This is a genomic window from Mesorhizobium maamorense (assembly GCF_044998965.1).
Classification (GTDB): domain Bacteria; phylum Pseudomonadota; class Alphaproteobacteria; order Rhizobiales; family Rhizobiaceae; genus Mesorhizobium.
In genome coordinates, this window is sequence record NZ_CP173356.1 from 1,352,146 (window position 1) to 1,379,023 (window position 26,878).

Sequence of the window (26,878 nt, forward strand, 5' to 3'; positions counted from 1 at the left end):
CATGCGCCTGACCAGCCCCACGATGCTCGCCATGGTCTTCATGCTGCTTTGCGCATCAGCCGCGTCGGCGGGCACAAAGCTCACCGTTCACATCCGCACCTATGATGTCGCTGGAAATACCGGAGCCGCCCTTGTCGAGGCGATGGACCGGCTTGGACCCAAGCACGGCTATATGACGCGCGCCATCGCCGAAACCGGTTACGCCGTGCATTGGGATCTCGATATCGTCCGGAAGGATGGTGCCTGCCATCTGCGGCAGGCCAACGGGACGCTCAACCTAACCTACACTTTCCCGCGGCTCTTGTCGGCAAGCCCTGTCCTGCGCAAGCGTTGGGACCGTTTCATGATCGGCGTTCGCAAGCACGAGCAGACGCATGGCGGTATTGCGAGGCGGATGATGCGGGCCACCGAGACCGCGCTTGCCGGCCTGCGGCGCCCGGACAACTGGTTCTGCACCGGCACGCATCTCGAGGCGCGGCGCCGGATCAAGGCCATCTATGTCGAATACGAAGCCAGGCAGAACGCTTTCGATGCGCGCGAGCATCGCGGCGGCGGGCCTGTCGAGCACCTTGTCGAAGCGTTGACCAAACCCTGAGAATGCCGAAGCATCAACCGCGCGGATTGTTTTCAAGGTCGCTCGCCGCGAGCGCGCTCTCATGCTCGTCATGGGGCAGCCTGTCGTCGGGGCGAAGCGAGAACTCCACGAGTACGGGAAGATGGTCGGAGCCGGTATCTTCCAGTCGCGTTGACGACAGAATGGTCACGCCGCCCTTGCTGAACGCCTGGTCGATCGGGAGGCCTGCATAGCGGCGCAGGAAGTCGGGCAGCTTCCGGTGAATCCAGGTCGACCCGGCCGACGGCATGACCGTCAGTCCGCCGAGAGCGGCGACGCTTCGCACCGCGGCGCTCCATGGCACCGCGTTGCAATCGCCGGCCATGATGGCGGTTTGGCCGAGCGATGAAAGCTGCTCCGAGAGTTCGCCGATCTGCCAATACTGCTCCCGGGGCCACGGCCAGCTGAGGTGGATGGCGGCGACGTCGGCGCTCCTGCCGCCGAAATCGATGGTCGCAATGGCCATTGCGCCCCGGCGCTCGCAATGTGGCGCGGTTCCGGCGACAAAAGGTCGCCGCGAGAGCAGCGCGACGCCGAATACGCCGTTGGGATAAGGACAGAGGATCCGGTATGGATAGGCGCTGGCGATGTAGCCAAGCTCCGTCGCCCACATCGCCGACACCTCGTCCAGGGTGATGACGTCGGGATTGGTCCGGCCGATCAGTGACAGCACTTTCTTCGGCGTCGGGTTGTCGTAGCGCAAATTCATCTGCAGCAGGCTGTAGACTACCTGGTCGGTGGATTTGGCGACCGCCTGAACCGGCCACGGCCGAGGCAAGGCGGTCGAAGCGGTCGCAAGAGCGGCCACGGCAAAAACCAGGGCCGCGGCCGCTTGCAGGCGAAACGATGTCGCCAGCAGCGGCAGCGCGCAAAGCGCCATCAGCACGGCGAGGTGGATGCGGAAATGCGAAAAGGAATCGAGCGCCGGGTGCAAGGCGCCGAAGAAGCCGGACACCAGCGCGACCGAGAGCGTCATCATCACGATGAATACCAGTGAAGCCGCCATGTCTCGACTGCGTTTCATCGGATCAGATCTGCATGAGTTGCCAGCGATGGTCCTCGCCCGGTTATCGGCAAAAATGCGGCTCAATCAAGATAGCGAATTGCGGGCAAGATGGCGAATCGCCGGCAAGACGGCGAATTGCTCTGGCGGCGCGCAGATCGGCTACTGGAAGGCCGTTTCCGAAAAACTTCTGAGCTTGCGCGAATGCAGTCGCTCCATCGGCATTTCCGAAAGCTTTTCCATCGCCCTGATGCCGATGGTCAGGTGCTGCGCCACCTGCCGCTTGTAGAACTCGGTCGCCATGCCGGGCAGCTTCAGTTCGCCATGCAGCGGCTTGTCGGAGACACACAAGAGCGTGCCGTAAGGCACGCGGAAGCGGAAGCCATTGGCCGCGATCGTCGCCGATTCCATGTCAAGTGCGATCGCCCTGGACTGCGAAAGCCGCTGAACCGGTCCGCGCTGGTCGCGCAGTTCCCAGTTGCGGTTGTCGATGGTGGCGACAGTGCCGGTGCGCATGATGCGCTTGAGATCGTAGCCCGACAGGCCGGTGACTTCGGCCACCGCTTCCTGCAATGCCACCTGGATTTCGGCCAACGGCGGGATCGGCACCCAGACCGGCAGGTCGTCGTCCAGCACGTGATCCTCGCGCACATAGGCATGCGCCAGCACATAGTCGCCCAGCGCCTGCGTATTGCGCAGGCCCGCGCAGTGGCCGAGCATCACCCAGGCATGCGGCCTCAGCACCGCGATGTGGTCGGTAATCGTCTTGGCGTTGGAGGGTCCGACACCGATATTGACCATGGTAATGCCGCCATGGTTCGGCTTCTTCAAATGGTAGGCCGGCATCTGCGGCAGGCGCTGTGGCGCCATCCCTTCGCTCGGGGCGCTCTGCCCGGCTTTGGTGACCACGTTGCCCGGTTCGATGAATTCGGCATATCCGCCGCCGCCACTCTCCATCAGGTCACGGGCGCGCGCCACGAACTCGTCGATATAGAACTGATAGTTGGTGAACAGCACGAAATTCTGGAAATGCTGCGGCGTGGTCGCGGTATAGTGCGACAGGCGGTGGAGCGAATAGTCGATCCGCTGCGCGGTGAAGGGCGCCAGCGGCCTTGGTTCTCCGAACGCCACTTCGAACGTGCCGTTGGCGATCTGGTCATCTGTACCGTCGAGATCTGGCACGTCGAACAGGTCTCGGATCGGCCGCTGGATACGCTCGGCCGCCGTTCCGTCGACATGGGTGCCTTCGAGAAAGGCGAAATGCAGCGGGATCGGCGTTGTCGATTCCGAGACCGTGACCGCGACCCCGTGATTGCGCATGATCAGACGCAATTGCTCGACCAGATAGCTTTCGAACAGGCTCGGCTGGGTGATGGTGGTGGAAAAATGCCCCGGCGTCGGCATGTGGCCATAGGCTTGGCGTGAATCGATCTGGGTGAACGAGTTCGTTGTGACGCCGATCTCCGGGTAGAAGGCGCGGTAGCGCTTGCTGCTGTCCCCGCCGGCGGCAAGCGCCGCGAAGGAGTCGCGCAGGAACTTGGTGTTGCGGTCATAAAGGGCTTGCAGCGCCGCGACGGCCTTTTCGGCGGTGTCGAAGCTTTGCCGGCCAAAAGGCTCGGGCATGACGACAGATTCGATGGCTTGGGGATAGATTCGCTTTTCCATGGCTCAATATAGAGATTTGGAAAGGCGGTTGGGAGGGGTGTCCCGATCGAAGGCGCGATTTATCCGCGCTGCAGGCTGACCAGCAGCACGAAACCGACGCCGGATTTCTTCAGTGCTGGCGCGTCGATCGTGGAACCGGCATCGGCACGCATCATCGGCACGGCCAGGACCGGGGCGGCAAGAAACGCCAGGATGAGCGCCGCCCGCGGCAGAAGCCGAACGGTTTTGAAGAGGTTGGCGGCGATGGGGTTCATGGTCTTTGCTTTTCTTTCGAGATCTTGGTTTGGTCAGGTCTTTGGTTTCTGCCTCAGGGGCGAAGGGTGATCGGGCAGGCGAGGCGGCAGGTTCTGGAACTGGCCTCGTCCCAGGAACGGGCCGGACGGCCCGCTTCGGCGACGAGGATGGCGAAGAACATTCCAAACAGGCTCACCAGCAGGCAGACGATGGTGAAGCGGCGGGCGAGCATTGGTCGTGTCTCCTTCAACACGCAGGAGAATGCCCGGGCACGACTGAACCGGCTCTGATGTCGGCGTTCATCTGCCGTTCAAATTGGTTGATGGGTTTGGAGGCAATAAGGAGCATGGCCGCCGGCACAGCATGCCAGGATCATGAAACGAAAACGGGGCCTGCCGGCCCCGTTTTCATGTCGCAAGGATAGGGTCGATCAGAGCTTGTGCCAGGTCTGGCTCTTGCAGATCAGTCCGCCGAGCACGCAACCGCTCATTTTCAGCGAGGTGCCCGACAGTGTCGCCTTGCCGGAGTAGGTCTTGTCGTTTGCCGGGTCGGTTATGCTGCCGGTGTATTTGTTGTCGCCGGACGCCTTGAGCGAACCGATGGTCTTGCCGGCATATTTGCCAGACTTCAGCGTGATGGAAAATGAACCCGAGCCCCCGATGGCCGCGGTATCGCCGGCCTGCGTCTTCCAGTTTCCCTCGATCGGATCGGCCCAGGCCACACCGGTCAGGATCAAAGTGGCCGCCAGGGCCAGGCTTGCTTTTCGAAACATTTTTCCTCCCTTGGTTACCCGGCAGGAGGCTCCGCCTCGCCGGTCTGCCGCTTACGCAAACGTAAGCTAATCCAGCTCCCTGCAAAACAAAAGCGGTGCCGCAGCGGCAGCTTTGGCAATTCAGAAGCACCGACGGAAGCAATGTCGGCAGGGAAATGAATGCATGCATGCGCGACGTTTGTTTCGCGTGGTTAGCGGAGTGTTGATTCCGCTCGCGAAAATTTTCGTCAAATTTGGCGCTATCCGGCTGAATCGCTGGCTTTGTATCCTTAACGAATTTCCACGTTTACCTATTGTTTTAGCTTTGTTTTCCTCAAATTAAGCACGCCATTTAACGACGGATTCAAGCCTGAGCGGCATTCTCGAAAGCATCGAAAGAGCAGCCCGGGCAGACAAACGGAGGCAGCTCTCGGGAGCCAGACAGGGCCGGAAGAGAGGATTGAAAAATGGCACGTTTTGAAATGCTTGAAGCAGGCTTCGGCGCCATGGGGGCAACTGCCCAGGCCGACATTCTTTTCGAACTGGGGATGATGTATGCGACGGGCCGCGATTGCGAGACCGATGTCGTCGCCGCCCACAAATGGTTCAACATCGCCGCGATCAAGGGTTCGGCCCGCGCTGCGGAACTGCGCTCGGAACTGTCGGCTGCAATGTCGAAGGTCGAGATCGCCAAGGCGCTGCGCGAAGCCCGCGAATGGATGACGATGCACTGAATTTAGAGATAAGGCAGGGCGCCTTCCGGTCCGCCGGGCAAGGACAAGGCCGCGGTAAGACGGCCACGCGACAAAACCAAGAACGCGGCACGCCCGACAGGGCCAGCGGCGCGGCGGCCATGATCCGGTTTTCGGAAAGATCAAGGCCAGCAGGAAGACAGGGAAGGCGAGTTGGGTTCGAGTGCGGGGGCGCTTGAGAAACAGCTCGACAGGCAAAGCCGCGACCGGCCGGAACAAGGCCGGCGCGGCTTTTGCCTTTTTGCTCCAGCGATGCTTCGCAGGCCTAATCGAGCGGCGTCAATGCGCCTAGACAGGCCACACGAAGGATGAAATTGTCCGGCCTCTCTGGAAGAAGCGTGGCCGGGGCGGCCGCGCGTGAGTGGAGGAGTCATACCACAATGAAAAAATTGAGTATTTTGAACGCGGCCATTTTCGGCCTGATGATGAGCGCGCCGGTCGCCTATGCCGACGACATCACCTTTTCGGTGGTCGGTCCGATGACCGGACAGCTCGCCACCATTGGCGATCAGTTCAAGCAGGGCGCGCAGGCTGCCGCCGATGCGATCAATGCCGCCGGCGGTGTCGACGGTCGCCAGATCAAGCTAGATATCGAGGATGACCAGTGCGACCCGAAGCAGGCGGTTTCGGTCGCCAACCGTATCGTCGCCAATGGCGTCAAGTTCATCGACGGCCACGCTTGCTCGGGTTCAAGCATTCCGGCTTCCGCCGTCTATGCCGAAGCCGGTGCCCTGATGATGAGCCCGGCCTCCTCGAACCCGGTGCTGACTGACGCCGCAGCGAAGGCCGGCTGGCCGACGATCATGCGCCTCTACACGCGTGACGATGCGCAGGGCGCCTTCATCGGCCCCTGGATCGCGAAGAAATATGCCGGCAAGAACGTCGTCATCCTGCATGACAAGAGTGCCTACGGTCAGGGCGTTGCCGATGCGGTCAAGGCAACGATGAATGCGGGCGGCCTGAAGGAAGTGGACTATGAAGGCATCAACGCCGGCGAAAAGGACTATTCGGCGCTGGTCACCAAGCTCAAGGACCTCAAGGCCGACGTTGTCTATTTCGGCGGTTATCACCCGGAGGCTGGCCTGATCCTGCGCCAGTCGGCGGAACAAGGCATCAAGTTCCAGCTGATCATGCCGGATTCGATAGCCTCGCCGGAGTTCTGGCAGGTTGCCGGCCCGGCCGGCGAAGGGACCATGTTCGTCTTCCCGTCGGATCCTCAGGCAAAGCCGGAAGCCAAGGCAGCCGTCGAGAAGATCAAAGCCGGCGGTTTCGTGCCGGAAGGCTTCACGCTGTTTTCCTACGCCACGATCCAGGCCTTTGCGGAAGGCATCAAGCGTGCCGGCAGCGATGATCCGGCCAAGGTCGCCGAGGCGCTGAAGAACGGGCAGCCAATCAGCACGGTTGTCGGCAATGTCACCTTCGACGAGAAGGGCGACCTCAAGAACGCCAGCTACGACATCAACCAGTGGCACGACGGCAAGTACGCGCCGATCAAGCCGTAATCGCTCGGACGTCGCTGCGGCGATCAGACAAAGAATGGCCGGGCTTGTCCCGGCCAGCGCTATCTATGCTGGTATTGCACGACCATGATCAGCCTGAATCCAAGCCAAAACAAGTCTTTCGTAGTCCGCAAACAAAATGTTTTGGCCATCGATGCCTGCCTGAGCCGTGAGGTCGGGCAAAGCCGCGACGAATCTATCATAGCTGTCCAAAGCTAAGTTGGGTGATGGAATTGATTTGCGTCGCGAAACTGTCGCGAGCCAATCGCGCACCCGCGTTACCATGGTTCTAGGAATGCCTTGGTGCGCGGTAATATCCATCCCGGCAAGATCGGAAATGAACTGTTGATATCTATACTGAGCAACATCTAGTATTAGGCATCGCTTTTTCTTTTGCTCGTCATCGCCGTATCGCTTCGCGCCAAGAAACAATCCGAGTTCCAATGGCATGTTGAAGCGGGGCAGATTGTTTATCGGATCCAGTTCTGTGCGTGATAGATCATGGACACCATAACGGCTTTCTTCCACAATCCTATAGAGCTTATCTATGCGAGTTTCAGCCCCATCGTCCATCTCGCGAGCACATCTCGCGCGGAATCCGCATGCTAAGACGCCAAATACCAAGGCGTGGAAGCTTGGTGCAAAGGCTACATCGAATGGGCAATTGATGAAAACATCACGGGCGCCCATAGATTATCGTGCGTACTTGCTTACGTAGTGAGTAACGACGTCCAGCGCTTTGCGGTCGGATATCCTACCAGGCTTTGTGATTGGTTTCTGGGTCAACGTGTGGACCGCTGCCGCCTTTGTTGGCGCCGCTTTTGCCTTGGCCGTTGCTGCCTTCTTAACAATCGCCGACTTAACTACCTTCGGCCTGACAGATGGCTTCGTTACTGAAGATACTGTTGTTTCAATAATCCTTCCGGCGGGAGACGTCGTCACGATCTCCCAAGATCCCGACTTTTTCGAACTTAGCTGAGTGTTAGGCGACTTGCTCATAGCCGTACAGATAGCATCTTCAAACCTGAAATTAAACGGCTTCAATCAAAGAAATCACGCTAAGCAGCCTCCTCGGCGAACCGCACCAGCACGGTGCCGTCGGTAACCTGTGCGCCCTCGGTGGCGATCTCGGCGATCACGCCATCATGCGGCGCGGCGATGGTGTGCTCCATCTTCATCGCCTCGAGAATAAGCAGCGGTTGCCCCTTCATCACCGTATCGCCCTTTGTCGCCCGCACAAGCTTGACCAGTCCCGGCATCGGCGCGCGCAAACTGCCTGACGCCGCCGCCGCATCATCGCCTCTGGCCAACGGGTCCGGCACCGCGAACGTATAGCCGGCCGCGCCTTCGAATATCGTGATGTGGCCTGGCCAGCGGGCGAGGCGAGGAACGGCGCGAAGGTCATGCGAATTGGCGCTGTCATAGGGTGCATGGAGCGTCACCTGGGAACGCCGGTCTGGTCGTACCGAAACCCTTGCCAGAATATCGTCCTCGCCAAACTTCAGCCGGATCTGTCGTGCCATGCCATGGAAATGCGTGTAGCCGGCAAGCGACGACCATGGATCATCCGATGCCGGCAGCGCGCCCGCCCCGGAGGCCGCTATGGCCGCGGCCGCGACCGTTTCGCCGCTCGGCGGCGCAATCTCGGTCAGCGCCTGCTGGTGGCGGCCTATCAGGCCGGTATCGACGTCGCCCGCCGAAAAGTCCGGATCGGTCACCAGCGCGGCGAGGAAGGCGGTATTGACGATCGAACCGGCGACTTCGGTTCGCGCAAGCGCCGCGCCGAGTGCCTCCAGCGCAGCCGGCCTGTCCCCGCCATGCACCACCAGCTTGGCGATCATCGGATCATAATAGGGAGAAATGGCGTCGCCGGCCCGCACCCCGGTTTCGACACGCATGGCGGCCCCTTGGGGAACCATGTCGGGAAATTTCAGATGATGCAGCGTGCCGGTCGCAGGCAGAAACTCCCTTGCGGCATCCTCGGCATAGAGGCGCGCCTCGAAGGCGTGGCCGGCAAGCTTTATCTCGCCTTGCGTTTTCGGCAGCTTCTCGCCGGATGCTACCCGCAACTGCCACTCGACCAGATCGGTGCCGGTGACCATCTCGGTGACCGGGTGCTCGACCTGCAGCCTCGTGTTCATCTCCATGAACCAGAAGCGGTCAGGCTTCAGGCCTTGCGAGGCATCGACGATGAATTCGATGGTACCGGCGCCGGAGTAGCTGATCGCCTTGGCGGCCTTCACCGCCGCCTCGGTCATCGCCTTGCGCAACGCCTCCGTCATGCCGGGGGCGGGGGCTTCCTCGATAACCTTCTGGTGGCGTCGCTGCACCGAGCAGTCGCGTTCGAACAGATGGACGGCATTGCCGAAATTGTCGCCGAAAACCTGCACCTCGATGTGGCGCGGTTTGTCGATATATTTTTCCACCAGTACACGGTCGTCGCCAAAAGCGGATTTCGCCTCGCGTCGTGCGCTCGACAGCGCTTCGGAAAACTCGTCGGGGTGCTCGACCCGGCGCATGCCCTTGCCACCGCCGCCGGCCCGCGCCTTGATCAGCACGGGGTAGCCGATTTCGCGTGCCTTGGAGGCCAGGACCACGATCTCCTGTGCCTCGCCATGGTAGCCCGGCACGACGGGCACGCCGGCCTTTTCCATCAGCCGTTTGGCGGCATCCTTCAGCCCCATGGCGCGGATAGAGGCCGCCGACGGGCCGATGAAGGTGAGCCCCGCGGCCGCCACCTGGTCGACGAAATCAGGATTTTCCGACAGGAAGCCATAGCCGGGATGAACGGCTTGCGAGCCTGTCGCCAAGGCGGCCGCGACGATCTTGTCGCCGCGCAGATAGCTGTCGCTGACAGGCGAGGCACCGATATGTACCGCCTCGTCGGCCATCTCGACATGCAGGGATTTCGCATCGGCATCGGAATAGACGGCAACCGTGCGCACCCCCATCCTGCGCGCCGTGCGGATCACCCGGCATGCGATCTCGCCTCGGTTGGCGATCAGGATCTTTGTGAACATGAAACCTCCGTAGACTGCGTTCGCCTCGAGGAAGCAACGGCCTCACGGTATAGTTCGGCCATTTGTTCGTCGAAGCAGCAGAAGATGACGGTCTGCGGCGTCGTATTTCCGCTCAAGAAGCTGGTTACGGCGCCGACTGCAATTGCTGCCGCCTCATCCCTCGGATAGCGGTAGATGCCCGTCGAGATCGCCGGAAAGGCGACCGAGCGGCATTCCTTCTCGGCGGCGATTTCGAGCGAACGCCGATAGCAGGAGGCGAGCAACTCCGCCTCGCCCTTGCCGCCGCCCTGCCAGACTGGACCGACCGTATGGATGACGTAGCGGGCCGGCAGCCGATAGCCCTTGGTCAACTTTGCATCGCCGGTCTTGCAGCCGTTGAGCGTGCGGCATTCGGCGAGGAGTTCCGGCCCCGCCGCCCGGTGAATGGCGCCGTCGACCCCGCCGCCGCCGAGCAGCGAGGAATTGGCCGCGTTGACGATGGCGTCGACATCCAGCTTGGTGATGTCGCCGACGTTAATGCGGATCCTGTCCTGCACCTCGCCCATCTCACATCCTGAACACGCCGAAGCGCGTTTCCTCGCTCTCCGCGTTGAGCGCCGCCGAGAGGCTGAGCGCCAGGACCTCGCGCGTCCTGGCCGGATCGATGATGCCGTCGTCCCATAGCCTTGCGGAGGAATAGAGCGGGTGGCCTTCATGCTCGTATTTCATCAGGATCGGCTTCCTGAACTTCGCTTCTTCCTCGGCGCTCCATTCGCCGCCCTTGCGCTCGATACCCTCGCGCTTGACCATGGCCAGCACCGTCGCCGCCTGCTCGCCGCCCATCACCGAAATGCGGGCGTTCGGCCACATCCACAGGAAGCGGGGCGAGTAGGCGCGCCCGCACATGCCGTAATTGCCGGCGCCGAACGAGCCGCCGATGATCACGGTGACCTTGGGCACGCGGGCGGTGGCGACTGCCATCACCAGCTTGGCGCCGTCCTTGGCGATGCCGCCTGCCTCATATTTGCGCCCCACCATGAATCCGGTGATGTTCTGTAGGAACACCAGCGGGATTTTGCGCTGGCAGCACAGCTCGATGAAGTGCGCGCCCTTCAGCGCGCTTTCGGAAAACAGCACGCCATTGTTGGCGATGATGCCGACCGGCATGCCGTGAAGATGGGCAAAGCCGGTGACGAGCGTGGTGCCGTAATACTGCTTGAACTCGTCGAACTCCGAACCGTCGACGAGGCGCGCGATCACCTCGCGCACGTCATAGGGCTGGCGCAGATCCGTCGGCACGATGCCGTAGATATCATCTGCCGGATGAAGCGGCGGAATCGGTTTCTGGACGGCAAGGCTTACGGTCTTGTTCCGATTGAGGTTCTTTATGATGCGCCGGCAGATGGCCAGCGCATGCTCGTCGTCGAGCGCGTAGTGGTCGGCGACGCCGGAGAGCCGTGTATGGACGTCGGCGCCGCCGAGATCCTCGGCGCTGACGTCCTCGCCGGTGGCGGCCTTCACCAGCGGGGGACCGCCGAGGAAGATGGTCGCCTGGTTGCGCACCATGATCGTCTCGTCCGACATTGCCGGCACATAGGCGCCGCCCGCCGTGCACGAACCCATGACGCAGGCGATCTGCGGGATGCCTGAGGCGGACATGTTGGCCTGGTTGTAGAATATGCGCCCGAAATGCTCGCGGTCGGGAAACACCTCGTCCTGGTTGGGCAGGTTGGCGCCGCCGCTGTCGACCAGGTAGACGCAAGGCAGATTGTTCTGCAGCGCGATCTCCTGCGCGCGCAGATGCTTCTTCACCGTCAGCGGGTAATAGGTGCCGCCCTTCACCGTGGCGTCATTGACGACGACCATCACTTCCGTGCCTTCGACGCGCCCGATACCGGCGATGATGCCGGCGGAGGGAATGTCCTCGCCATACATCGACCATGCGGCGAACTGGCCGATCTCGAGAAAGGGCGACCCGGTGTCGAGCAATTGCGCCAGCCGCTCGCGCGGCAGCAGCTTGCCGCGCGCGACGTGTCGCTCGCGCGCCTCTTCCGAGCCACCGCGCTCGACGCTCGCGGCCTTTTCGGCGATATCGCCGACCAGCGCCCGCATGCGTTCGGCATTGGTGTGGAAGGTATCGGAGGAAGGGGAGATCTGGGTCCGGAGGACGGCCATGCTATACCCCCTCCGCCATGATCTCGCGGCCGATCAGCCATCGCCGGATTTCGCTGGTGCCGGCACCGATTTCGTAGAGCTTGGCGTCGCGTAGCAGCCGGCCGGTCGGATAGTCGTTGATGTATCCGTTGCCACCCAGAAGCTGGAGTGCGTCGAGCGTCATCTGCGTTGCTTTTTCGGCGGCAAACAGAACGCAGCCTGCGGCGTCCTTGCGACTGGCCTGGCCGCGGTCGCAGGCGGCGGCGACCGCGTAGACATAGGCGCGCGCGGCGGTCATCGTCGTGTACATGTCGGCGAGCTTGCCTTGCACCAGCTGGAATTCCCCGATCGCTTGGCCGAACTGCTTGCGCTCATGCACGTATGGGACCGCGACGTCGAGACAGGCGGCCATCAAGCCGATCGGGCCACCGGCCAGCACCGTGCGCTCATAGTCGAGACCAGACATCAGCACCTCGACGCCGCGCCCTTCCTCGTGCAGCACGTTGTCGAACGGCACCTCGACATTATCGAAAACCAGTTCGCCGGTGTTGGAGCCGCGCATGCCGAGCTTGTCGAGCTTTTGCGCAACCGAAAATCCGGCAAAAGCCTTTTCGACGATGAAGGCGGTGATACCGCGCGCATGACGCTCTGGATCGGTCTTGGCATAGACCACCAGCGTCTCGGCGTCCGGGCCGTTGGTGATCCACATCTTGGTGCCGTTGAGCACGTAGCGGTCATTGCGCTTTTCGGCACGCAGCTTGAGCGAGACAACGTCAGAACCGGCGCCGGGCTCCGACATTGCCAGCGCGCCGACGCGCTCGCCCGAGCAAAGCGGCGGCAGGAATTTCTCCTTCTGCGCCGGCGTTGCCCAGCGGTCGATCTGGTTGACGCAGAGATTGGAGTGGGCGCCGTAGGACAGGCCGACCGAGGCCGAGGCCCTTGATATCTCCTCAACGGCGATCACGTGCGCGAGATAGCCCATGCCGCTGCCGCCGAACTCCGGATCGGCGGTGATGCCGAGGAGGCCGAGATTGCCGAGTTCCGCCCACAGATGCGCCGGGAATTCGTTCGAGCGGTCGATTTCCGCCGCGATCGGCGCGATCCTGTCCTGGGCGAAGCGCCGCACCAGGTCGCGCAACGCCTCGATATCCTCGTCATGCCCGAAGCTGAGCGTGTTCGTATACATCCGGTTCCTCCTGCCGCAGGACCCCCGAAAATCGACTTGGATTTTCGGAAAGGATCACGCGCAAAATTAAAATCCTACAGCGTCGTTTGCGCGTCCAAACGGACGTGCGGCGCTGTAGGTGTCGATCGTCGCGCCGACGAGCCGCATCGTCATCGAAAGATATGTCGCTGTGACTTCTGCGATCGACAGCCGCTCGCCCGGCCGGAACCAGACGATGACGCCGGTCATCATCTGGATCAGCGCCATGGCGGTGAGGCCGGTGTCTTCGACGCTGAACACGCCTTCCTCGGCGCCGTCACGCAGAATGGCGCGCAGTTCCTTCTCATAGGCCGTGCGCATCCGCAGTATCTGGGTCAGTCTTTCGGGCGACAGGCTGCGCAGTTCCATGTTCGAAACATGCGTCGCATGGCGGCGGGCGATGTGGAAGGCGATGTGGTTCTCGACATAGGCCGAAAGCCGGCTTGCCGGATCGGCATCGGCGGGCCGTGCGGCGTTCCAGGCTGCGATCAGCTCCTCCATATGCTCGCGCATCAGCGTGAACAGCAAATCCTCCTTGGTCGGGAAATAGCGATAGAGCGCGGCCGCCTGCACGCCGACTTCGGCCGCCAGCTGGCGCATCGACATCGCCTCATAGCCGAGCTGTGCGATCAGGTTGACCGCCGCCTCGCGGGCTGCCGCCTCGGTCTTCCCGCCATCGGATCCTGTCGTGCGCGCCAAAAGAGCCTCCCTTGTTGCGAATTAATAAAACGAACGTTCAATTAATTCAAGAGGTATGCCGAAGCCGCATCAGGTATCGATCCGGAAGCCGGTAAGGGGATTGCCAGATGCCGCATCCTCGACGTCAATCCCGGAAACGGACGCTCCCGGCGGTCCTTTCCAAAGCCGTCCGATCATGGTCGAGACGGCCTCGCCTGTGCCGGCAATTTCGGCGGTCACCGAGCCATCCGCTTCATTGCGCACCCAGCCCGCAAGCCCAAGGCTGGCGGCCTGGCTCCGGACCCAGATCCTGTAGCCGACGCCTTGCACCTTGCCGTGGGCTCGCACACGCACTGCCTTGCGATCGTCAGCCATTGTGTTTCTCCAGAGGCTTGTCTGCTGGAATCTGGCGCAGGCGACGGGGAATGCAACAGGCCAGAGGGGGCCCGAGTCGAACTCGAATTTAATTGACTCAGTCCACTAAATTTCTAACACTGTGGCTATCATCATCCAAGGGCTGAACGCAGATGCTGGACCAACGCAGTGCTTTGGTGGCCGATATCAGGCACTTCAACCGTTTCTACACCCGCACTGTCGGCCTTCTCGACGAGACCTTGACGCAGAGCCCGTTCACGCTCACCGAGGCGCGCGTCCTGTTCGAGCTTGGTCATCGGGATCGCCCAGCGGCGGCGGAAATCGCCGGCGAGCGAGGCTTCCTTTCGGAGACATTCGACATCGATGTCGGCCCGGCCGCCTCCGACATCGCCAGGCAACTGCGTCTCGACGCGGCCTATCTGACGCGGATCCTGCGAAAATTCGCCGGCGAAGGCCTGACCGAGACCCGGACCGATCCGGTCGACCGGCGAAGGCGTATCCTGTCGCTGACGGCAAGGGGGCGGGACGCCCTTGCCGGTCTGCAGGCCGCGGCGGACCGCGACACTTCCCGGCTTATCGAGAACCTGCCCGACCACCGCTTGGCCGAACTCGGCGACGCCTTGCGCAAGGCAGCGGAGCTGCTGGGCGATCCGGCGGCTGAAGGCCAGGCGGCGCCCCCCGTCGTGACGTTGCGTCCGCATCGCGTCGGCGACATTGGCTGGGTGGTTCAGCGTCAGGCCCAGCTCTATGCCGAGGAATATGGCTGGAGCATCGAGTTCGAAGCCTTGGTTGCCGAAATCGGAGCCGACTTCATCCGCAATTTCAAGCCAGGGCGCGATTTCTGCTGGATCGCCGAACGCGCCGGCCTCCCGCTTGGCGCGGTGTTTCTGGTTCACCAGGACGACGAGGTCGCGAAACTGCGGCTGCTGCATGTCGAGGCTGCGGCGCGCGGGTTGGGCATCGGCAAGCGCCTGGTTGCGGAATGCGTGAACCAGGCGCGCGCCTGCGGTTACATCAAGCTCGTTCTGTGGACGAATGACATTCTGGTCGCCGCCCGCGCGATTTATGAGCGCGCCGGGTTCAGACTGGTCTCACAGGAGCGCCATCACAGTTTCGGCAAGGAACTCACCGGCCAGAACTGGGAGCTCGATCTCTAACGGGCCGGCAAGTGTCGCCGCTATGGCAACGCTCGTTCAGTTTCCACGGGCGGCGGCCAGTGCGCCGGGCAGTTCCTCGGCAAAAATGTCGAGCTCGTGGTCCAGTCCGACGCTGACGCGGATGCAACGATCGAGCCCCGGCGCCATCGGCTTGCGGATGAAGACGTCGCGCGCCAACAGGCCTTGCAGGATCTTCAGCGCGAAAGCGCCGTCGCGGCCGCAATCGATGGTAACGAAATTGGTCGCCGACGGCAGCGGCGTCAGCCCGTTCTGTTCGGCTATCTGCGCGATGCGCCGGCGCCCTGCCGCCACCCGCGCCACCACTGAATCCAGATAATCCTGGTCGGCGAGCGCCTCGACGCCCGCCACCTGCGCCATGCGGCTGACGCCGTAGTGGTTGCGGATCTTCTCGAAATCGCTGATCACCTGGGCCTCGGCGACCGCATAGCCGCAGCGTATGCCGGCAAGCCCGTAAGCTTTCGAAAAGGTGCGCATGCGGATGACGTTCGGCCGCGAGACGTCGATGGGCGGCAGTGCGGAGGCCGGCCCCAATTCTCCATAGGCTTCATCGAGCACGAGCATGGTGGTTTCCGGCAGCGCTTCGATGAAGCGCGTCAGCTCGGCCGCTTCCCACCAGCTCCCCATGGGGTTGTCCGGATTGGACAGATAGACCAGCGGCGCTTTCTCCCTGGCGGCCGCAGCCAGCAGCCCTTCCAAATCCTCGTGGTCGTTCGCATAGGGCACGGTGACAAGCCGTCCGCCGACACCGGCAATGTGGAAGTTGAAGGTGGGATAGGCGCCGAGCGAGGTGACCACCGCATCGCCAGGCGCCACATACATGCGCGCCACCAGACCAAGCAGGCCATCGATGCCTTCGCCGACCACGACGTTCTCGACCTTCAGATTATGATGCGCTGCCGCGGCCACTTTCAGGTCGTGATTGTCGGGATCGCAATACATCCACATGTCGCGCGCGATCTCAGCCATCCGGGCGATGACGCGCGGCGACGGCCCGAAGCTGCTCTCATTGGCGCCGATGCGGGCGCGGAATGCACGCCCGCGCTCGCGCTCCTGCGCTTCGGGGCCGACAAACGGCACGGTCGACGGAAGCGCTGCAACGAGCGGCATAAGGGGAGGGCGCAGACGCATGGCAAAAGCTCGCGTGAGGGAAGGGGCTTCTTGCTAGCGCGGTCAGTAGGCGGGTGCAAGTTGCGCGAGCCCGCATCCGCGATGCTGGATTTTCTCGTTCTTTAGCGAGGCGCAATGAACAATCGTTTGCCGCTCGATCATAACCCCCAATGAAAAACCCGGCGGTTGCCCGCCGGGTTTCGATATTCGAAGCGATAGCTGTTAGAACGAGCGCTGGAAGCGGAGCATGCCGCCGACGCTGTTCTTCTTATCGGCAGGCGTAAACGATGGGTTGATGAAGCCAGCATCGTCAAACCGGCCGGCATGGAGGTAGTCGACTTCGGCCGTGACGGTGAAGCCGGGAACGACGTCATAAGCCACGTTCGCCGCAACGCCGACGTTCTTCCAGTCGTCAGCAGACACCTGAAGGTTGAACGAGGTCTTCTCGTTGAACTTGTAGGTGCCGCCGCCCCAGACAGCCCAGTTGCCGCCCCACGCCTTGTAGAAGCCGCGACCATGGGCTTCGACAAAATTGCCGGCATCGTCGTTGAGGTTGTCATCGGTGCCGTAGCCGCCCATGATGAACAGCGACAGTGCGTCGCTGACATTGACGTCCAGGCGAACCTTGCCGGCAACTTCCTCGTAATTGCTGTCATAAGCGACGACGCCGGTGATGGCGCCCCAACCCTGCGTATACTTCACGCCGCCGACGACGTGCGGAACATAGCTGTCGATCGTGTCGGTACCGGTGCCTTCTTCGAGCGAGACCACGGCCGAGAAGCCGTTGCCGGCGTCGAAGTAGTACTGAACGACGTTGGTGTCGAAGTCACCATAAGGAACCAGCGTATCCTGGATCACGTTGCCGGCGTAGCCGACGAACGTATCGAAGGCCGATTCGTCCTTACCAACGCGGAGACCACCGAGCTGGATCCAGGCGAAGTTCAGCGAGACGTCCCGGTTGTGGGCGGCGTTGATCGGCTCGTCGAAGGCATTGTCGTCGCCGAAGTTGAAGCGGGTCTCGGTGTAGGTCTTCAAGGTGCCGAGTTCGGTTTCCTGGCCGGTCCAGGTCTTCAGCGTGAAGCGCGTGTTCTTGTAGTAGGTGTTGTGGTCGTCGCCATCCTGGTGATCGGCAGCCTTCGCACCGTCGAACGAGCCGGTGTCGCCCACGCCGATGTCGTAACGGACATAGCCGCCGACGCGCAGGCAGGTCTCGGTGCCGGGGATGTAGAAGTAGCCAGCGCCGTAGACGTCGCAAATCTTGACGTATTCAGCGGGCTCCGGCTCGGCGACGACGACGGCGTCGGCGGCGCGCGCACCGGAAACTGCGATCAGGGCCGCAGCGGAGCCGAGAAGAAGGCTCTTGATGTTCATTTTCTGACCTCCAGTCAGAATCGAACGAAACAACCGTTTTGGTGGTGCGTGTTTTTGCAGCAAACAATTGGTATTGCTGCGTTTTTCCGGGAATCCCTGGATTTTTCACAAAGGAAGGGGCATTCACCACAGACGTTTGCTGGCGAAGGCGTGCCCGGAACCGGATTTGAGATAACGCTCAAATGAAGTCGCCTTGGCTTGATTCGAGAACGCCACATAGCTGACGATCTGCCATGGCAGGAACTTGGATGTATGACTGGATTTTCCGTCATTGTGCTCGGCAAGCCGTCGCTTCAGGTCGGACGTGATGCCGACATAACGCTCACCGTCGGCAGTCTTACTTTCCAGCAGGTATACATACCACACGACCGGCCCTCCTTTGCCAAGGCTTCGGAGGGCATCCTGCTTCGACCTGAGGGTATTGCCAATCCTGCTTTTGCAAGCTTGCGGCCCTCCTTCGCCGAGGCTTCGGAGGGCATCCTGCTTCGCGCTGAGGTCTGGTCTGGGCTTGTCCTGCGAAGCTCGAAGAGCGAAGCAGGATGGCGGAGAGGATGGGATTCGAACCCACGAGAAGCTTTTGACCTCTACTCCCTTAGCAGGGGAGCGCCTTCGACCACTCGGCCACCTCTCCGTTGCGCCGCTGGATAAAGAAAAGCGCCGGCACAATCAACAAGCCCCAGCCAATATCTCGGAAAAAGAAGCCATTATACGGAAAAATAAGAACGCACCGGCCTGCGGCCTTCCGCGATGCGGCGGTTCTGCGGCGATTCCCTGGCTGGCGGCTCAAGGCCTCGCCATGATTCCGTCAGCCGATCGCCGGATTCTGCCCGTAAACAAGGGGCTGGGGCGGGCCGAAGGTTAATGAGAGCTTTCTGAGTGAGGCCAAATCGTGTCATTTGTGCAACAACGATGGGGGATAGCAGCCGCACAGCCCTTTCGCCGGTACGATCGTGGTTGAACCCCGTCTGCTCATGGGTAATGTCGATTTCGAAGGAGCGGCGCGGTGCGCATCTTTTTCGGTAGTGGGGATGGGGCAGGGAACGCTGTCCTTCAGCAAAGAATACCCAGACCCGTTTTTTAACTTTTGACTGGAGGTCAGAAAATGAACATCAAGAGCCTTCTTCTCGGCTCCGCTGCGGCCCTGATCGCAGTTTCCGGTGCGCGCGCCGCCGACGCCGTCGTCGTCGCCGAGCCGGAGCCCGCTGAATACGTCAAGATTTGCGACGTCTACGGCGCTGGCTACTTCTACATCCCCGGCACCGAGACCTGCCTGCGCATCGGCGGCTACATCCGTTATGACATCGGCGGCGGCGACGTCGGTTCGTTCAATGGTTCGAAGACTGCGGACCACCAGGACGGCTCGGTAAATGACACCTGGCACAAAAATGCCCGCTTCACGCTGAAGACCTGGACCGGCCAGGAAACCGAGCTCGGCACGTTGAAGACCTACACCGAGACCCGCTTCAACTTCGGCAACGACAACGCCATCGAGTTCGCCAACACCGCCCACAACAAGGACGTCTCGCTGAACTTCGCCTGGATCCAGCTCGGTGGTCTCCGCGTTGGTAAGGACGAATCGGCCTTCGATACGTTCGTCGGCTACGCCGGCAACGTGATCCAGGATACGCTGGTTCCTTATGGTGACTTCGACACCAACGTCGTTCAGTACTACTTCGACGCTGGCAACGGCTTCTCGGCCGTGGTCTCGCTCGAAGAAGGCGCGGGCGTTGTCGGCACGATCGACAGCTACGTTCCGCATGTCGTCGGCGGTCTGAAGTGGACGCAGGGCTGGGGCGCCATCAGCGGTGTCGTCGCTTATGACAGCAACTACGAAGAAGTTGCCGGCAAGGTTCGCTTGGACGTGAACGTCAACGACGCACTGTCGCTGTGGGTCATGGGCGGCTACGGCACTGATGACAACCTCAACGACGACGCGGGCAATGTTATCGACGCTCATGGTCGCGGTTTCTACAAGCAGTGGGGCGGCAACTGGGCTGTCTGGGGCGGCGGTACCTACAAGTTCAACGAGAAGACCTCGTTCAACGCGCAGGTGTCGTATGACGATTGGAAGAACCTGGGCATCGCGGCGAACATCGCCTACGACGTCGTCCCGGGCTTCACGGTCACGGCCGAAGTCGACTACCTCAATGCAGGCAAGTTCGACGATGCCGACTTCTCCAACTGGACCGGCGCCGACAAGAAGAGCAGCATCGGCGGTATCCTCCGCTTCCAGCGCTCGTTCTAAGGGCTGGTTCCATACAGGTGAAATCCAGCCCGGGCGCATCAACGCCCGGGCTGTTTTTGTTTCGTGACTGGATCAAGGCAAACAGAAGGAACAGGGGGTAACGGTAGCTGAATAGAGTCCGTGGGATGGTTTCGTGGGATCCGCTGATGGCGGATGAAATCACAACTGCGTGATTCAAATCTCTTGAAAGGACGCTCCCAAGCGGATAGGGCTGAATCTATCCCACTCGGGGGTGTGGCAAATGATGACGACCGAAGCGATTCAAGAGGGCGAGCCCTCCGATCATTTTTCGATGTTTTCTTCTCAGAATTCAAAGTTTAACTACACCTACAATAAAATACGAGAAGTAAAGTCGCATAGGGTTGGAGATCTTTTTTCGGCATATCGAGACATATTGTGGGATGATGGGCGGCATAAATACAATGTCAGCTCGTTCATCGGCGAGATAGACGAGATTCTGCTCGGGGAGCGTTTCAGCGCCTTTGATCAGAGTACCCTGGACAACCTTATCGGCACCTTGCGCCAGCGCGGCAACAGCAACGCAACCATCAATCGAAAGATGGCTGCCCTCAGCAAACTGCTGCGCAAGGCCTACAAGATGGGAGATATCCACAGCCTGCCCGAGTTCCGCCGCCAGAAGGAGCGGTCGGGACGGATTCGTTTCCTTGAAAGGGACGAAGAGGCCAGGCTGTTCGCTGCCATCAGGAGCCGCAGCGAGGATGCTTATCGGCTTTCCGTCTTCCTGGTCGACACTGGCTGCCGCCTTGGCGAGGCGCTCGGGCTGATCTGGAACGACATCCAGGAGCATCGCGTCTCCTTCTGGATCACCAAGTCCGGCCGCAGCCGCACCATTCCGATGACCGAGCGTGTCAAGGAAGTGATCAAGCTGCCTCCCGGCGAAGGCCGTCGGCCGAAAGGCCCGTTCACCACATTCAGCCAGGCTCAATACCGTGCCATCTGGAACGATGCGAAGGCCGAAGTCGGTCTGGCCGCCGACGATCAGGTGGTGCCGCACATTCTGCGCCATACCTGCGCCTCGCGTCTTGTCCAGGGTGGCATCGACATCAGGCGCGTGCAGATGTGGCTCGGCCATCAGACCCTGTCGATGACGATGCGCTATGCGCATCTGGCCACCAATGATCTTGACGGCTGCGTCACCGTGCTGGAAGTACCCCGGTCTGGCGGCGCCGACAGCGTGAAGGCAGCGCCCGAACCGTCCCCGCGCGCTGCCGCGCGCGGTGCGGCAGACCAGCCGGCAGCCGTGAAGACCACGGCTAAGGCAATGAAGAAGGCCTCAAAGTCCCGATAAGTTCACGCTTTGAAGACGCTGTGGACAACCAATTCCGTGGATCCCCCGATCTGCGGTTATTTCAGGCATGCTATTCCGGCTTCGGAACCTACCTTGGTCGCCCTGCTGTCGTTTGCCTCGCCGGCAACGGTTTTTAAAGGCGAGTCGGCAGCCGCTCGGCTCTGTCGAGGAAAGCGGCGATGTCGCCCGGCAAGGTTCCGGTTTCGAGAAAAGGGGCGTGACCCTGGCCTTCGACGGTGATCGTCTGCATTGCCGGATGGCGCTCCCGCATCTGCCGCTGTGTGCCCACCGACAGCAAACTCGAATTGGCGCCGCGTATGGCGAGCATGGGAAGGGCCGACAGGGCGTCGAATTGCGGCCACAGCGCCGGCAGCGGCTGCGTCAGGTCGAGATTTGCAACCGTGTCGACCAGCTTCAGGTCGAAATCCGGCAGCAGGCCCTGATCCGTTTCGCGGTAGAGCGCCAGCACCATGCGCTCCCAGTCCGCATCGGCGAGCGCTGAAAAATCCCGGCCGTGAACGCGGCGCTGGGCTGCCACTGCTTCGGCGAAGGTCTTCGGCTTCGGTTTGCGTTCGAGATACGACTGGATATGGGCAAGGCCGGCCGGCTCGATCACCGGTCCGATATCGTTCAGCACGATCGCTTTCAATATGGCCGGCCGCAGCGCACCCAGGACGTGAATGATCAGGCCGCCGCGCGAGGTGCCGACGAAGGCGGCTTCCTCGATTCCCAATGCCGCCAGTCCGGCAAGAATGTCGCCGGCTTCGACGCCGACATTATAGCGGCTGACATCGGGATCATAATCGGACTGCCCGCGGCCGCGACAGTCAAAGGCGACGACCTTGCGCGGGCTTCCCGCTTTGCCGGCCAAATAGAGCGCGAGTTCGTGGAAGTCGCGTGCATTACGGGTGAGGCCGGGCAGGCAGACGACTGGCCAATGTCGCGAATTTGCGTCGCCATAGATCCGGGCATGGAGCTTCAGCCCATCGGGCCCCGCGTAGAAGAAATCGGAGAAACCTTCGCTCGCCATTGGAATGCTGCCGCTTGCTCTCGCCGGATGGTCCGTCTGCTACAGGCGAGGGGAGGGATGGTCAAATGGAGCAGTTACTTCTCCTCTTGCGGGCCGAAGGTGGCGAGGCCCCTTCACTCAGCCAAGGCGGGCGGGTCCGCGCGAGGCCAACTCCTCTCGCAAGAGGAATGAAAGCCGTCAACTCCGCCCGTTCACAAGATCTCCCACAATGTCATACTTGCCGGAAATGCGCATCTTGTAGACCTCGTAGTTCTCCATCACGCGCTGTACGTAACTCCTTGTTTCCGTGTAAGGAATCCGCTCGATCCAGTCAACGACGGCGTCGATGTCCTTGCCGCGCGGATCGCCGTATTTCGCCACCCATTGGGCAGCGCGGCTGGGGCCGGCATTGTAGCCGGCGAAGGTCAGCACATAGGAGCCGTTGAAGCGGTCGAGCTGCTGGCCGAGGAAGGCCGAGCCCAGCGTCGCATTGTAGCCGGCGTCGGTGGTCAGGCGTGCCTGCGAGAATTGCAGCCCGGCCTTCTTCGCCAGTTGCTTGGCGGTTGCCGGCATCAGCTGCAGCAGCCCGCGCGCGCCGGCGCTCGATATGGCGCCGATGTTGAATTCGCTTTCCTGGCGGGCGATGGCATAGGCCAGCGCCTTGCCCGAACCGGAAATATCGGCGCTATCGGGGATGACCCCCAAAGGATGCGACAGCGCGCCGACGTCGATGCCACGCGCGCCGGCGATCTTGCCGATCTTGAGCGACATGAAGTGGTTGCCCTGCTTTTCCGCCAGCACGGCCAGCAGCGCCAGTTCGCCCGGGCTGGTCAACTGTCCTGCAAGGTCACGATAGAGCGTCTCGGCATAGCGGTCGTAGCCCGCCTCCTGCAACCGCTTGATGGCGGCGACGGCTTCGCGGCCGACGAAACTCTGGCGATCGGCGGCGCTCGGCGTGGGATAGGCGATGTTCAGCGCCGGGCGACCAATGCGCTCGGCGGCGAGCTGGCCGTAGAATGTCGTGCCGTAGGCCGCCGCGCGCGCAAAATAATCCTTTGCGTTACCCGGGCCACCAACTTCGGCGGCGCGGCCGAGCCAGTAGTAGGCGCGCGACAATGTCATCGGTCCCTGGGCAAGGTCGGCGATGCGCGCGAAATGGGTTGCCGCAAGCCTGGGATCGTTCAGGCCGCGCAGAGCGTACCAGCCGGCATGGAATTCGGCTTCGGCGGCGTTCGCGGTGCTTTCGGCCGCATGCATGGCGACGATCTTGTAGGCAGCCTTCATGTCACCCTTGTCGACCAGCTCGCGCGACAGTACCCGGCGCTCCACCCACCAGGCATCCGGGTCGACCAGCGCTTCGCGATCCGTCGGCGCCTTCATCACAATGGCGGCGGCGTCGGCAATATTGTCTTGCTTGCGCAGATATTCGGCTTGCGCGAAGAAATAGCCGGCCGAACGCTGTGAAGGCGGTACCGCCTTGAGCAGCTTGGGGGTGTTCTTGTCGCCCTTGTCGGCTGCCGCCCAGGCGGTGGCCAGTTGCTGCGCTTGGGCCAGGCCGGCGACGCGCTGCGCCGCGCCGACCCGGTCGGCGTAGAACATGCGCTCCATACGGAATCGGTGATCGGCGGCCGGGATCAGCCCGCCGAACTCCTTGATCAGCGCTGTCTCGTCCTTGGCCTCCAGGATCGCGGTGCGCCAGAACGGCACCAGCACCGAACGGGCCGCCTTGGTGTGGCCCAGCGCCACATAGGCGCGGGCAAGAAGCATCACGCCTTCGAATGTCTGCGGCTGGCTGCCGTCGAACGCTTGCACAACGATGTCGGGGGCGGGGTTCTCGCGATAGAGTGCGCGTTCGCTGTTCTTGCGCAGCGCGGTTGTCCCCGGCCAGTAGGGCAACATCTTCGCTGCGGCCGCAATGTCGCCGCTCGGCACCTTGTCGCCGCCATAAAGCGCGATTGCCCAGGCAAGGATGTGCTGGTCGAGCGAACGGGCGGGAAGGGCATCGCGTGCGGCGCGGGCACCGGGAATGTCGCCCGCCGCCAGTGCGTCCAGACCGCTCTTCAACTGCACGATGCTGGGAGAGGGGGCCGTATCGCGTGGACCCGCATCTTGCGAGCCTTGCATGCCGGGTACCGGAATGGCCGATGTCAACTGCACGTCGACGCTGCCGCCGATCGCCATCTCCGGCATCAGCGCGACGACCGCGCCCAGGAGCGCGAAAAGATGAGGCCGCCTAGTCGGCATCGTTCAGCCTTTACACATCACCAGCAGGCGCGGAAGCTTCGCGACCCGGACCAGACCGTAAACTTAGGTCATGAAGGGCCAGTTAACAAAAGGTTATCGAGGCCGTTCGAATTGCGTTTGCTGGCAGCATGGCAATGCTTGCCGCGCAACCATGTCGAGACTATGGTGCGCCGCCTCGCTTTCGGTTAGAAGGCGCGACATTAAGACCAGAGACGAAACCACCATGCATATCGCCCAGAAGTGGCTACCGGTTTTGGGATAACGATATACGTGAACAAGAAGTCCCAAGGAGTTGGACGAACATGCTGAGAGGCTCGCTGACCGCGCTCGTGACACCGTTCGAAAAGAGCGGGCGTTTCGACGAGAAAGCCTTTCGCGCCTTTGTCGACTGGCAACTTGCGGAGGGCACGACAGGCCTTGTTCCCGTTGGCACCACCGGCGAGTCGCCGACGCTGTCGCATGACGAGCATCGTCAGGTGGTCAAGGTCTGCATCGAGGCGGCCAGGGGCCGCGCTCCGGTCGTCGCCGGCGCTGGCTCCAACAATACCGCGGAAGCGATCGGCCTGGTCCAATATGCCGAACAGGCAGGCGCCGATGCTGCACTTGTCGTCACTCCCTACTACAACAAGCCGACGCAGCGCGGCCTCTATGAGCACTTCGCCGCCGTGGCAAGGGCAACCAAGCTGCCGATCATCATCTACAACATCCCGCCGCGCTCGGTCATCGACATGATGCCGGAGACGATGGGCCGGCTGGCGCACGACTTCAAGAATATCGTCGGCGTCAAGGACGCGACCGGCAAGGTCGAACGGGTTTCCGAGCAGCGTATGACCTGCGGCAAGGATTTCATCCAGCTTTCCGGCGAAGATGCATCCGCGCTCGGCTTCAACGCGCATGGCGGTGTCGGCTGTATCTCGGTGACGGCCAACGTCGCGCCGCGGCTTTGTGCTGAATTCCAGGAGGCGACGCTGTCCGGCGACAGCGCCAAGGCGCTGGAATTGCAGGATCGCTTGCTGCCGCTGCACAAGGCGATCTTTATCGAACCCGGCGTATCCGGCGCCAAATATGCGCTTTCGAAGCTCGGCAAGGTCGAGAACGTGCTGCGTTCGCCGCTGGTCACGGTCGAACAATCGACGGCCGAAAAGATCGACGCGGCGATGAAGCACGCCGGCTTGATAAATTAGGGATGAGGCGCCACCTCTCCGCATTATGAATCAAGTCAGAAAAGCCGATCCCAACAACAAGACCGTTGCGGAAAACCGCAAGGCGCGGTTTTCCTATGAGGTGCTCGACACGATCGAGGCCGGCCTGGTGCTGACCGGCACCGAGGTCAAGTCGCTGCGCCAGGGCCAGGCCAACATCCAGGACAGCTATGCCTCGGTCGAGGGCGGCGAGATTTGGCTGATCAACTCCTATCTACCGGAATATCTGCAGGCCAACCGCTTCAACCACGAGCCGCGCCGGCGCCGCAAACTGCTGCTCAACAAGCGCGAGATGGCCAAGCTGTCGCAGAGCGTCGACCGCGAAGGCATGACCCTGGTGCCGCTGAAGATCTATTTCAACGACCAGGGCCGGGCCAAGCTGCTGCTCGCCGTAGGTCGCGGCAAGAAGCTGCACGACAAGCGCGAGACGGAAAAGCAGCGCGACTGGTCGCGTGAGAAGGGCAGGCTCTTGAAAGAGCGCGGGTGACAGCCATCAGGCGGTAGCCAAGCGGATAAGTGTTTGGCTTTCAGGGTTCTAGCCAAGGAGCCAGAATACCGGAGGGGACAGTCTTGAAGAACCGGATCATCCTCTGGGGATCGGTCAGCCTGGTTTTTGCAATCCTCATGGTCGCTGGCGGCTTCTTCTATTTCCATGCGTTTTCTCCGGATCGCGGCAAATATCCTGTCAGGGGCATCGACGTTTCGCATCATCAGGGCCGGATCGACTGGCGACGCGTTGCCGCCGCCGATGTCGCCTTTGCGGTCATCAAGGCGACCGAGGGCGGCGATCATGTCGACGATGCCTTTGCCATCAATCTGCGCGAGGCTCGTGCTGCCGGGCTCGCTGTCGGCGCCTATCACTTTTTCACCTTCTGCCGGCCGGGCGCCGACCAGGCGAAGAATTTCATCGCCGTGGTGCCGCACGACCAGCCTTTGCTGCCGCCGGTTGTCGACATCGAGTTCGGCGGCAATTGCCCGCAGCGTCCTTCGCCCGAACAACTCGACACCGAACTCCAGGCCTTCCTCGGTCCCGTTGAAGCCGCCTTTGGCAAGAAAGCCATCATCTATCTGACCGACGATGCAGCAACGGCCTATGCAGGACAGATCGCCGCCCGTCCGCTCTGGCTTCGCTCACTGCTGCTCGAGCCGGGTCGCGACGATTGGGTCTACTGGCAGTACCACAACAGGGGCCGCGTCGAGGGCATCGTCGGTGACGTCGACCTGAACGTCCTGCAAGGCGGTCAGGAGACGCTGGCCGCGTTGTTCGCGCCGGCGTTGTAAGGCAA

General features: G+C 61.8%; 27 protein-coding genes and 1 tRNA gene. 10 read left to right on the forward strand and 18 right to left on the reverse strand.

What is annotated here, in order from left to right:
- The first annotated feature begins 1 nt into the window (after window position 1).
- Complete coding sequence (locus ACIU1A_RS06830) at window positions 2–595, forward strand: DUF922 domain-containing protein (protein WP_404926935.1); 594 nt, start codon at window positions 2–4, stop codon at window positions 593–595.
- Window positions 596–608: 13 nt separating this feature from the next.
- On the opposite strand, the gene ACIU1A_RS06835 is transcribed toward ACIU1A_RS06830, so the two are convergent.
- The 5 genes from ACIU1A_RS06835 to ACIU1A_RS06855 all read right to left on the reverse strand — a co-directional run bounded on the left by ACIU1A_RS06835 (window position 609) and on the right by ACIU1A_RS06855 (window position 4,287).
- Window positions 609–1,619 (reverse strand): endonuclease/exonuclease/phosphatase family protein, encoded by a 1,011-nt coding sequence (locus ACIU1A_RS06835; protein WP_404926936.1) that lies wholly within the window; start codon window positions 1,617–1,619, stop codon window positions 609–611.
- Between the two features lie 159 nt (window positions 1,620–1,778).
- A complete protein-coding gene (locus ACIU1A_RS06840) occupies window positions 1,779–3,239 on the reverse strand; it encodes an AMP nucleosidase (RefSeq protein WP_246671782.1) in 1,461 nt (486 codons plus the stop codon).
- Between the two features lie 101 nt (window positions 3,240–3,340).
- Window positions 3,341–3,535, reverse strand: coding sequence for a hypothetical protein (locus tag ACIU1A_RS06845; protein WP_404926937.1), 195 nt, complete (start codon window positions 3,533–3,535; stop codon window positions 3,341–3,343).
- A 53-nt stretch (window positions 3,536–3,588) separates the two neighbouring features.
- Window positions 3,589–3,747 (reverse strand): hypothetical protein, encoded by a 159-nt coding sequence (locus ACIU1A_RS06850; protein WP_404926938.1) that lies wholly within the window; start codon window positions 3,745–3,747, stop codon window positions 3,589–3,591.
- A 198-nt stretch (window positions 3,748–3,945) separates the two neighbouring features.
- Window positions 3,946–4,287, reverse strand: coding sequence for a DUF2147 domain-containing protein (locus ACIU1A_RS06855; RefSeq protein WP_140517988.1), 342 nt, complete (start codon window positions 4,285–4,287; stop codon window positions 3,946–3,948).
- Between the two features lie 446 nt (window positions 4,288–4,733).
- On the opposite strand from ACIU1A_RS06855, the gene ACIU1A_RS06860 reads away from it, so the two are divergent.
- Both ACIU1A_RS06860 and ACIU1A_RS06865 read left to right on the forward strand, forming a co-directional pair.
- A complete protein-coding gene (locus ACIU1A_RS06860; protein ID WP_010915070.1) occupies window positions 4,734–5,000 on the forward strand; it encodes a sel1 repeat family protein in 267 nt (88 codons plus the stop codon).
- Window positions 5,001–5,398: 398 nt separating this feature from the next.
- Window positions 5,399–6,520: a branched-chain amino acid ABC transporter substrate-binding protein gene (locus tag ACIU1A_RS06865; protein WP_404926939.1), complete on the forward strand. Its 1,122-nt coding sequence runs from the start codon at window positions 5,399–5,401 to the stop codon at window positions 6,518–6,520.
- A gap of 63 nt (window positions 6,521–6,583) precedes the next feature.
- Here the strand turns inward: ACIU1A_RS06865 and ACIU1A_RS06870 are convergent, their stop codons facing one another.
- A complete protein-coding gene (locus ACIU1A_RS06870) occupies window positions 6,584–7,207 on the reverse strand; it encodes a hypothetical protein (RefSeq protein ID WP_404926940.1) in 624 nt (207 codons plus the stop codon).
- Window positions 7,208–7,283: 76 nt separating this feature from the next.
- On the opposite strand from ACIU1A_RS06870, the gene ACIU1A_RS06875 reads away from it, so the two are divergent.
- Window positions 7,284–7,496, forward strand: a complete 213-nt coding sequence (locus ACIU1A_RS06875; protein WP_404926941.1) for a hypothetical protein — start codon at window positions 7,284–7,286, stop codon at window positions 7,494–7,496.
- A 79-nt stretch (window positions 7,497–7,575) separates the two neighbouring features.
- On the opposite strand, the gene ACIU1A_RS06880 is transcribed toward ACIU1A_RS06875, so the two are convergent.
- The 6 genes from ACIU1A_RS06880 to ACIU1A_RS06905 form a co-directional block, all read right to left on the reverse strand.
- Window positions 7,576–9,537: an acetyl/propionyl/methylcrotonyl-CoA carboxylase subunit alpha gene (locus ACIU1A_RS06880; RefSeq protein WP_404926942.1), complete on the reverse strand. Its 1,962-nt coding sequence runs from the start codon at window positions 9,535–9,537 to the stop codon at window positions 7,576–7,578.
- Window positions 9,519–10,082: an O-acetyl-ADP-ribose deacetylase gene (locus tag ACIU1A_RS06885; protein ID WP_140580871.1), complete on the reverse strand. Its 564-nt coding sequence runs from the start codon at window positions 10,080–10,082 to the stop codon at window positions 9,519–9,521. The genes ACIU1A_RS06880 and ACIU1A_RS06885 overlap by 19 nt, the downstream gene beginning before the upstream one ends.
- 1 nt (window position 10,083) lies before the next feature.
- On the reverse strand, window positions 10,084–11,691 hold the full coding sequence (locus tag ACIU1A_RS06890) for a carboxyl transferase domain-containing protein (protein WP_404926943.1): 1,608 nt from the start codon (window positions 11,689–11,691) through the stop codon (window positions 10,084–10,086).
- A 1-nt stretch (window position 11,692) separates the two neighbouring features.
- Window positions 11,693–12,856, reverse strand: coding sequence for an isovaleryl-CoA dehydrogenase (locus tag ACIU1A_RS06895; RefSeq protein ID WP_404926944.1), 1,164 nt, complete (start codon window positions 12,854–12,856; stop codon window positions 11,693–11,695).
- Window positions 12,857–12,922: 66 nt separating this feature from the next.
- Complete coding sequence (locus ACIU1A_RS06900; protein WP_404926945.1) at window positions 12,923–13,573, reverse strand: TetR/AcrR family transcriptional regulator; 651 nt, start codon at window positions 13,571–13,573, stop codon at window positions 12,923–12,925.
- Between the two features lie 69 nt (window positions 13,574–13,642).
- Complete coding sequence (locus ACIU1A_RS06905) at window positions 13,643–13,927, reverse strand: acylphosphatase (protein ID WP_404926946.1); 285 nt, start codon at window positions 13,925–13,927, stop codon at window positions 13,643–13,645.
- A gap of 152 nt (window positions 13,928–14,079) precedes the next feature.
- Here ACIU1A_RS06905 and ACIU1A_RS06910 point away from each other — a divergent pair, with 152 nt between their 5' ends.
- The gene (locus ACIU1A_RS06910; protein ID WP_140520698.1) at window positions 14,080–15,084 is read left to right on the forward strand and encodes a bifunctional helix-turn-helix transcriptional regulator/GNAT family N-acetyltransferase; all 1,005 of its coding nucleotides are present in this window, start codon (window positions 14,080–14,082) and stop codon (window positions 15,082–15,084) included.
- A 36-nt stretch (window positions 15,085–15,120) separates the two neighbouring features.
- Here ACIU1A_RS06910 and ACIU1A_RS06915 read toward each other — a convergent pair whose 3' ends face one another.
- The 4 genes from ACIU1A_RS06915 to ACIU1A_RS06930 form a co-directional block, all read right to left on the reverse strand.
- Window positions 15,121–16,233: a pyridoxal phosphate-dependent aminotransferase gene (locus tag ACIU1A_RS06915; protein WP_140559452.1), complete on the reverse strand. Its 1,113-nt coding sequence runs from the start codon at window positions 16,231–16,233 to the stop codon at window positions 15,121–15,123.
- A 201-nt stretch (window positions 16,234–16,434) separates the two neighbouring features.
- Window positions 16,435–17,583 (reverse strand): porin, encoded by a 1,149-nt coding sequence (locus ACIU1A_RS06920; protein WP_140494626.1) that lies wholly within the window; start codon window positions 17,581–17,583, stop codon window positions 16,435–16,437.
- 123 nt (window positions 17,584–17,706) lie between these two features.
- Complete coding sequence (locus ACIU1A_RS06925; protein ID WP_140646347.1) at window positions 17,707–17,949, reverse strand: GIY-YIG nuclease family protein; 243 nt, start codon at window positions 17,947–17,949, stop codon at window positions 17,707–17,709.
- A 174-nt stretch (window positions 17,950–18,123) separates the two neighbouring features.
- Window positions 18,124–18,214, reverse strand: a tRNA-Ser gene (locus ACIU1A_RS06930).
- A 471-nt stretch (window positions 18,215–18,685) separates the two neighbouring features.
- Here ACIU1A_RS06930 and ACIU1A_RS06935 point away from each other — a divergent pair.
- Both ACIU1A_RS06935 and ACIU1A_RS06940 read left to right on the forward strand, forming a co-directional pair.
- On the forward strand, window positions 18,686–19,828 hold the full coding sequence (locus ACIU1A_RS06935) for a porin (RefSeq protein WP_404926947.1): 1,143 nt from the start codon (window positions 18,686–18,688) through the stop codon (window positions 19,826–19,828).
- A 241-nt stretch (window positions 19,829–20,069) separates the two neighbouring features.
- A complete protein-coding gene (locus ACIU1A_RS06940) occupies window positions 20,070–21,137 on the forward strand; it encodes a site-specific integrase (protein ID WP_140818837.1) in 1,068 nt (355 codons plus the stop codon).
- A 133-nt stretch (window positions 21,138–21,270) separates the two neighbouring features.
- On the opposite strand, the gene ACIU1A_RS06945 is transcribed toward ACIU1A_RS06940, so the two are convergent.
- Together ACIU1A_RS06945 and ACIU1A_RS06950 are read right to left on the reverse strand one after the other, a co-directional pair.
- The gene (locus ACIU1A_RS06945) at window positions 21,271–22,167 is read right to left on the reverse strand and encodes an alpha/beta fold hydrolase (RefSeq protein WP_404926948.1); all 897 of its coding nucleotides are present in this window, start codon (window positions 22,165–22,167) and stop codon (window positions 21,271–21,273) included.
- Window positions 22,168–22,344: 177 nt separating this feature from the next.
- Entirely contained in the window at window positions 22,345–24,390 is a 2,046-nt protein-coding gene (locus ACIU1A_RS06950) for a lytic transglycosylase domain-containing protein (protein ID WP_404926949.1), read from the reverse strand.
- A 302-nt stretch (window positions 24,391–24,692) separates the two neighbouring features.
- On the opposite strand from ACIU1A_RS06950, the gene dapA reads away from it, so the two are divergent.
- The 3 genes from dapA to ACIU1A_RS06965 all read left to right on the forward strand — a co-directional run bounded on the left by dapA (window position 24,693) and on the right by ACIU1A_RS06965 (window position 26,873).
- On the forward strand, window positions 24,693–25,574 hold the full coding sequence (gene dapA / locus ACIU1A_RS06955; protein WP_140494617.1) for a 4-hydroxy-tetrahydrodipicolinate synthase: 882 nt from the start codon (window positions 24,693–24,695) through the stop codon (window positions 25,572–25,574).
- Window positions 25,575–25,599: 25 nt separating this feature from the next.
- On the forward strand, window positions 25,600–26,079 hold the full coding sequence (smpB, locus tag ACIU1A_RS06960) for an SsrA-binding protein SmpB (RefSeq protein ID WP_006202221.1): 480 nt from the start codon (window positions 25,600–25,602) through the stop codon (window positions 26,077–26,079).
- 83 nt (window positions 26,080–26,162) lie between these two features.
- Window positions 26,163–26,873, forward strand: a complete 711-nt coding sequence (locus ACIU1A_RS06965) for a GH25 family lysozyme (RefSeq protein ID WP_404926950.1) — start codon at window positions 26,163–26,165, stop codon at window positions 26,871–26,873.
- Window positions 26,874–26,878 lie beyond the last annotated feature (5 nt).

Bases quoted from the DNA above. Each gene is read 5' to 3' on its own strand.
- ACIU1A_RS06830 (WP_404926935.1), top strand. From the start codon at position 2: ATGCGCCTGACCAGCCCCACGATGCTCGCCATGGTCTTCATGCTGCTT.
- ACIU1A_RS06835 (WP_404926936.1), bottom strand. From the start codon at position 1,619: ATGGCGGCTTCACTGGTATTCATCGTGATGATGACGCTCTCGGTCGCG.
- ACIU1A_RS06840 (WP_246671782.1), bottom strand. From the start codon at position 3,239: ATGCCCGAGCCTTTTGGCCGGCAAAGCTTCGACACCGCCGAAAAGGCC.
- ACIU1A_RS06845 (WP_404926937.1), bottom strand. From the start codon at position 3,535: ATGAACCCCATCGCCGCCAACCTCTTCAAAACCGTTCGGCTTCTGCCG.
- ACIU1A_RS06850 (WP_404926938.1), bottom strand. From the start codon at position 3,747: ATGCTCGCCCGCCGCTTCACCATCGTCTGCCTGCTGGTGAGCCTGTTT.
- ACIU1A_RS06855 (WP_140517988.1), bottom strand. From the start codon at position 4,287: ATGTTTCGAAAAGCAAGCCTGGCCCTGGCGGCCACTTTGATCCTGACC.
- ACIU1A_RS06860 (WP_010915070.1), top strand. From the start codon at position 4,734: ATGGCACGTTTTGAAATGCTTGAAGCAGGCTTCGGCGCCATGGGGGCA.
- ACIU1A_RS06865 (WP_404926939.1), top strand. From the start codon at position 5,399: ATGAAAAAATTGAGTATTTTGAACGCGGCCATTTTCGGCCTGATGATG.
- ACIU1A_RS06870 (WP_404926940.1), bottom strand. From the start codon at position 7,207: ATGGGCGCCCGTGATGTTTTCATCAATTGCCCATTCGATGTAGCCTTT.
- ACIU1A_RS06880 (WP_404926942.1), bottom strand. From the start codon at position 9,537: ATGTTCACAAAGATCCTGATCGCCAACCGAGGCGAGATCGCATGCCGG.
- ACIU1A_RS06885 (WP_140580871.1), bottom strand. From the start codon at position 10,082: ATGGGCGAGGTGCAGGACAGGATCCGCATTAACGTCGGCGACATCACC.
- ACIU1A_RS06890 (WP_404926943.1), bottom strand. From the start codon at position 11,691: ATGGCCGTCCTCCGGACCCAGATCTCCCCTTCCTCCGATACCTTCCAC.
- ACIU1A_RS06895 (WP_404926944.1), bottom strand. From the start codon at position 12,856: ATGTATACGAACACGCTCAGCTTCGGGCATGACGAGGATATCGAGGCG.
- ACIU1A_RS06905 (WP_404926946.1), bottom strand. From the start codon at position 13,927: ATGGCTGACGATCGCAAGGCAGTGCGTGTGCGAGCCCACGGCAAGGTG.
- ACIU1A_RS06910 (WP_140520698.1), top strand. From the start codon at position 14,080: ATGCTGGACCAACGCAGTGCTTTGGTGGCCGATATCAGGCACTTCAAC.
- ACIU1A_RS06915 (WP_140559452.1), bottom strand. From the start codon at position 16,233: ATGCGTCTGCGCCCTCCCCTTATGCCGCTCGTTGCAGCGCTTCCGTCG.
- ACIU1A_RS06920 (WP_140494626.1), bottom strand. From the start codon at position 17,583: ATGAACATCAAGAGCCTTCTTCTCGGCTCCGCTGCGGCCCTGATCGCA.
- ACIU1A_RS06935 (WP_404926947.1), top strand. From the start codon at position 18,686: ATGAACATCAAGAGCCTTCTTCTCGGCTCCGCTGCGGCCCTGATCGCA.
- ACIU1A_RS06940 (WP_140818837.1), top strand. From the start codon at position 20,070: ATGATGACGACCGAAGCGATTCAAGAGGGCGAGCCCTCCGATCATTTT.
- ACIU1A_RS06945 (WP_404926948.1), bottom strand. From the start codon at position 22,167: ATGGCGAGCGAAGGTTTCTCCGATTTCTTCTACGCGGGGCCCGATGGG.
- ACIU1A_RS06950 (WP_404926949.1), bottom strand. From the start codon at position 24,390: ATGCCGACTAGGCGGCCTCATCTTTTCGCGCTCCTGGGCGCGGTCGTC.
- dapA (WP_140494617.1), top strand. From the start codon at position 24,693: ATGCTGAGAGGCTCGCTGACCGCGCTCGTGACACCGTTCGAAAAGAGC.
- smpB (WP_006202221.1), top strand. From the start codon at position 25,600: ATGAATCAAGTCAGAAAAGCCGATCCCAACAACAAGACCGTTGCGGAA.